The organism is Mesorhizobium sp. M7A.F.Ca.CA.001.08.2.1 (assembly GCF_003998455.1).
Taxonomy (GTDB): Bacteria; Pseudomonadota; Alphaproteobacteria; order Rhizobiales; family Rhizobiaceae; genus Mesorhizobium; species Mesorhizobium ciceri.
In genome coordinates, this window is sequence record NZ_RZPW01000441.1 from 1 (window position 1) to 5,285 (window position 5,285).

The following is a 5,285-nucleotide window of genomic DNA, read 5'->3' on the forward strand; positions in this document are numbered from 1 at the left end:
GAATCGACGTGGTGCACTTCACCGGTGACGCCGCGCGACAGATCGGACAGGAAATAGACGCCGGAATCGCCGACTTCCTCCTGCGTCACCGTCTGCTTCAGCGGCGAATTGTACTCGTTCCACTTCAGGATGTAGCGGAAATCGCCGATGCCGGAAGCGGCAAGGGTCTTGATCGGGCCAGCCGAAATGGCGTTGACGCGGATCTTCTTGGCGCCGAGATCGACCGCCAGGTAGCGCACGCTGGCCTCGAGCGCCGCCTTGGCGACACCCATGACGTTGTAGTGCGGCATCACCTTTTCGGCGCCGTAGTAGGTCAGCGTCAGCAGTGAGCCGCCATCGGTCATCAGCGCCTCGGCGCGCTTGGCGATGGTGGTGAAGGAATAGACCGAAATGTCCATTGTGCGCAGGAAATTGTCGCGTGACGTCTCGACATAGCGGCCAGTCAGCTCATCCTTGTCGGAGAAGGCAATGGCGTGGACGAGGAAATCAAGCTTGCCCCAATGTTTGGCGACATTGGCGAAAACCTCATCCAGGCTCGCCGGATCGGTGACGTCGCAATGGCCGGCGACAAAGGCGCCCAGTTCCGCCGCCAGCGGCTCGACACGCTTCTTGAACGCCTCGCCCTGATAGGTCAGCGCTATCTCGGCGCCATGATCGACGCAGGCCTTGGCGATGCCATAAGCGATCGACCTATTGTTGGCGACGCCAAGAATGAGGCCGCGCTTGCCGGCCATTAGGCCCTGTCCACCCGCCATGTGAGCGCTCTCCGCAAGATTTCAGCTTTGTGGGTTGCCCTATCGCACAGGCACAGAGCCCCTTCAAGCGCTCAAAACGGACAGTTCAGGGGACAAAAGCCGCCGATCAGCCTTTTTGGCTGCGCAACAGCGCTTCGAGCGCGCTGTCACCGCCTTCCGGCAGCATGATACGCACATGAGCGTAGAGATCGCCGTGACCGCCGGCCTTTTCCGGCAGGCCTCTGCCCTTCAGCCGCAGGACCTTGTCGGAGCTCGACCAGGCCGGAATGTTGACCGCGAGCCTGCCGGTCGGCGTCTCGACAGGCACCTTGGCGCCGAGCACGGCATCCGCCAGTGCCACCGGCAGATCGGCGTGCAGGTCGCGGCCTTCGATGCGGTAGCGTGGATGCCGGCGTAGATGGATCTTGACCAGCGCGTCGCCTGGCTGGCCCGGCCCCTGCTCGCCTTGGCCCTTGAGGCGGATGGTCTGGCCATCCTCGACATAGGCCGGCAGCTTGACCGCCACCTTGCGGCCGTCGGGGAACATCGCCGTCACCTTTTCAGCGGTCGCCGCTTCCTCGATGGTGACGTCGAGCGTCACGTTCAGATCGGCAGCGGTCGCCTGCTGGCGGCGATCGCCCATGCCGGGACCGCGCGCGCCGGAAAAAGTGTCGCCAAAAATCTGGCTGAAGATGTCGCTGTTGCCGTCGAACGGATCGCCACCGGGTCGACCGGAGCGGAATTCGAACCGCGAGCCGCCCGGACCTTGCTGCCGGCGAAAGCCGCCAAACGGATCGCCGCCACCGGCAGCGCCCTCAAAGCCCTGGAATCGCGGCTTGCCGTCAGCGTCGATCTCGCCGCGATCGAAAGCGGCGCGATTCTTTTCGTCGCCGACGATCTCGTAGGCCTGGTTGGCTGCGGCGAAACGGTCCTTCGCCTTTGGATCATTCGGATTCTGGTCCGGATGATGCTTTTTGGCGAGTTTCCGGTACGCCGACTTTATGTCTTTGGCCGATGCGTTCCTGGCAACGCCCAGCACCTCATAGGGGTCGCGCATGCTTACTGCCCTGGAGAAGAGTTGAGTCTCTGGTTGCCTCTTATATGCGCTCCCATAGGAAGAAATTCCAGTGCTGGAGCCGCATATCAGACGCGGAAAATCAGAGCGCCTTGAAGTCCCGCATGCGCCAGCCGCCGGCGCTGGCCAGGCACAGTTCGCCTTCGAACATGGCAACGCCGTCAAAGCTTTCGCGCGAGGCCTTGAAGCGGCGGCAGGTCTGGCCGTTGTCCTTCAATTCCGCCAGATCGGTGATGGAACCGCGCGAGCCGGTACCGGCATTGGCCCATGGGACGGCCTGCCCGCCGAGTTGCTCGATGTCGGCCGAGGAGACTGCATTGCCGATCGTCGTCTGGTCGGAGTCGCGATCCAGACTGGCCGGCGCGGCCGAGGCCGATGTGCTGCTGGTCAGGATCGAGCGGTCGACTTCGGCTTTTTCCAGGCTGAAGCCGCCGGCGCCACAAGCGGCAAGCGGCAAGGCGACCGCCACGATCGCGGCTTTCGCGCTGGCCGAAGCGATAACGCTCCATTGCCTGCTGTCAAAAGCTTGCGCGATAAGCGACAATCGGCAGCCTCCCCCTTGCTTCGTTAAGAATCTTGGCTTTGTAAGAATCTACGTGACAATTTGAGAAAAACTATGAGTGACACTGAGTTAACAAGCGGTGACTTTACCGAGGCTGCCGAGCCGTTTCGCCTGTTTGCCGCATGGCTGGACGACGCCACGAAAAGCGAGCCGAACGACCCCAACGGCGTGGCTCTGGCGACCGTCGATACCGACGGCATGCCGGATGTGCGCATGGTTTTGCTCAAGGGGTTCGATGAAAGCGGGTTTGTCTTCTACACGAATTTCGAGAGCGCCAAGGGCCAGGAGATTCTTGGCAGCATGAAGGCGGCGATGTGTTTCCATTGGAAATCACTGCGCCGCCAGGTACGCATTCGCGGACCGGTGGAGATCGTCAGCGACGCCGAAGCCGACGCCTACTATGCGACACGGCCGCGCGGCAGCCGCATCGGCGCATGGGCCTCGAAACAATCGCGGCCGCTGGAAAGCCGCTTTGCGCTGGAGAAGGCAGTGGCCGAATACACGGCACGCTATCCGATCGGCGAGATCCCGCGGCCAAAGCACTGGTCCGGCTTCCGAATCGTGCCCACGACAATCGAGTTCTGGCACGACAGGCCGTTCCGCCTGCACGACCGGCTCGTCTTCAGCCGCAACGCGAAAGGCGCCTGGGACAAGACGAGGCTTTATCCCTGAAGAAGAGGCTCAGGCCTTCTTTCTCGTCATGAACGCGGTGAGCGCGGCGCGCGCCTCATCGGACTTCAGGCGCTCGCGAAAATGCTCGCTTTCCTCGCCGATGCGGGCGACGAGGTCGTCGCGCGAGCCGCGCATCAGGTCGCGCGCGATCTTCAGCGCCTGCGGCGGCTTGGCCGCGATCTGGCCGGCGGCCGCCAGCACCGAGGCCTCCAGTGCTGCTTCCTCGACCACCTCGTAGATCAGGCCGGCGGCCTTCGCCCGTTCAGCCGAAAAGCCTTCGCCGAGGCCGAGCAGCGCGAAAGCGCCTTGCTGGCCCAGTATGCGCGGCGCCAAAAGGCTCGATCCCGCCTCAGGCACCAGGCCAAGGTCGACGAAAGGTGTCCTGAACACGGTGCGTGGCGTGGCGAAGGTCAGGTCGCAATGCAGGTTGAGCGTCGTGCCGATGCCGACCGCGATGCCGTCGACGCCGGAGACCATGGGTTTCTCAACCTTGGCCAGCGCCATCAGGAAGTCCCAGACTTCGGTGCCGCCGTCACCGCCGGTGGCGATGACCATGAAGTCGGCAAGGTCGTTGCCTGAGGAGAAGGCGCCGGGCACGCCGAGAAAGACATGGACGCGGATCTCCGGGTCGGCGTCGCCTTCGGCCAGACTTTTTGACATTTTCGCATACATGGCGCGCGTCAGCGCGTTCTTCTTGTCCGGCCGGTTCATGCGGATGATCTGGATGGCGCCCTGGCGCTCGACGAGGATATGGTCTGTCACGGTTCTTTCCTTGTGAACGTCAGGCGGAAATCAGCGTTTTTCCGGCAGCGGCGAGGCTTTCGGCGCCATCGATGACGCGCGCCCGCAAAGCGCTGACCTCGCCGAGCAGGTTTTCGGCGAAGAAGCGGCAAAGGGGAATACGGCCTTGATCGGCAAGAGCGCCGCGCGCCAGATAGGCGCCGCCGGCGGCAAGCGAGATCAGCCTGAGATAGGGCGTCGCGCCCGCCAGCGCCTCGTCCGCCCGGCCTTCGGCCGCCAGTTTCTGCAGGAAGCGGGTCGCTTCGCTGAGATCGCCAAGTGCCGCGTCGAGAGCGTCGGCGGTGCGGCCGAAACCCTGCAGGTTCGAGGTCCGCACCGCTGCGGCCATATCAGCCAGTTCGGCGATATAACCATGCACATGGTCGCCGCCGCCGAGCGGCAGCTTGCGCATCACCAGATCGATCGCCTGAATGCCGTTGGTGCCCTCGTAGATCGGGGCGATGCGCGCATCACGATAGAAGGCGGCCGCTCCCGTCTCCTCGATGAAGCCCATGCCGCCATGAACCTGGAGGCCGAGTGAGGCAATCTCGACGCCGATATCGGTCGAGAACGCCTTTGCCAGCGGCGTCAGCAGATTGGCGCGGTCGCGCCAGTGGGCCGCCTCGTCACCGGCGGAGACACGGGCCATGTCGATGGCGTGGGCACAGGAATAGCTGATGGCGCGCGCGGTTTGGGTCAGCGCCTTCATGGTCAGCAGGTTACGCTGGACATCGGGGTGATGGACGATAGGCGCCATACCCGTGCCAGTGTAGCTCGCGGCCTTGCCCTGCCGGCGTTCATTGGCATAGGCGATCGCCTTCTGCGTTGCGGCTTCCGCGACCGCTACCCCCTGCATGCCGACACAAAGCCGCGCATTGTTCATCATCGTGAACATGCAGGCGAGGCCCTTGTTCTCCTCGCCGATCAGCCAGCCGATAGCGCCGGGCTTGGCGCCCTGGAAACCATCGCCATAGATCATGGTGCAGGTCGGCGAGGCGTGGATGCCGAGCTTGTGCTCAAGTCCGGAACAGAAGACATCGTTGCGCGCGCCGAGCGCGCCATCGTCGCCGACCAGGAATTTCGGCACCAGGAACAGCGATATGCCGCGCGTGCCGGCCGGCGCATCGGGCAGCCGCGCCAGCACCAGATGGATGATGTTGTCGGTGAAATCGTGCTCGCCATAGGTGATGAAGATTTTCTGGCCGAAGATGCGGTAGCTGCCGTCACCCACCGGCTCCGCGCGGGCGCGCAAGGCGGCGAGGTCCGAACCGGCTTGCGGCTCGGTCAGGTTCATCGTGCCCATCCACTCGCCGGAGACGAGCTTTTCGAGATACTTTGCCTTGAGGTCTGTGGAGGCGTGTTTGTCGAGCGCTTCGACAGCGCCCATGGTCAGCGTCGGGCCGATGCCGAAGGCCATGGCGGCGGAGTTCCACATTTCGAGCGCGGCAACGCCAAGCATGGT

Annotated in this window: 6 protein-coding genes; 1 reads left to right on the forward strand and 5 read right to left on the reverse strand. The window is 63.7% G+C overall.

Annotated features, from left to right (window positions below; all coding sequences use genetic code 11):
• From fabI to EN914_RS23170, 3 genes are all read right to left on the reverse strand, one after another.
• Positions 1-755, reverse strand: a 755-nt coding sequence (fabI, locus tag EN914_RS23160; protein WP_127389282.1) for an enoyl-ACP reductase FabI, incomplete at its 3' end; no start/stop codon positions are given.
• 106 nt (positions 756-861) lie between these two features.
• On the reverse strand, positions 862-1,791 hold the full coding sequence (locus EN914_RS23165; protein WP_024503598.1) for a DnaJ C-terminal domain-containing protein: 930 nt from the start codon (positions 1,789-1,791) through the stop codon (positions 862-864).
• Positions 1,792-1,891: 100 nt separating this feature from the next.
• Positions 1,892-2,353: an RT0821/Lpp0805 family surface protein gene (locus EN914_RS23170; RefSeq protein WP_024503597.1), complete on the reverse strand. Its 462-nt coding sequence runs from the start codon at positions 2,351-2,353 to the stop codon at positions 1,892-1,894.
• Between the two features lie 72 nt (positions 2,354-2,425).
• Between EN914_RS23170 and pdxH the strand changes: the two genes are divergently transcribed.
• Positions 2,426-3,043: a pyridoxamine 5'-phosphate oxidase gene (gene pdxH, locus EN914_RS23175; protein ID WP_013532806.1), complete on the forward strand. Its 618-nt coding sequence runs from the start codon at positions 2,426-2,428 to the stop codon at positions 3,041-3,043.
• A gap of 9 nt (positions 3,044-3,052) precedes the next feature.
• Here the strand turns inward: pdxH and EN914_RS23180 are convergent, their stop codons facing one another.
• Positions 3,053-3,805, reverse strand: coding sequence for a crotonase/enoyl-CoA hydratase family protein (locus EN914_RS23180; protein ID WP_024503596.1), 753 nt, complete (start codon positions 3,803-3,805; stop codon positions 3,053-3,055).
• Between the two features lie 19 nt (positions 3,806-3,824).
• Positions 3,825-5,285: acyl-CoA dehydrogenase (locus EN914_RS23185; RefSeq protein WP_164778864.1), on the reverse strand; the 1,461-nt coding region annotated here is incomplete at its 5' end.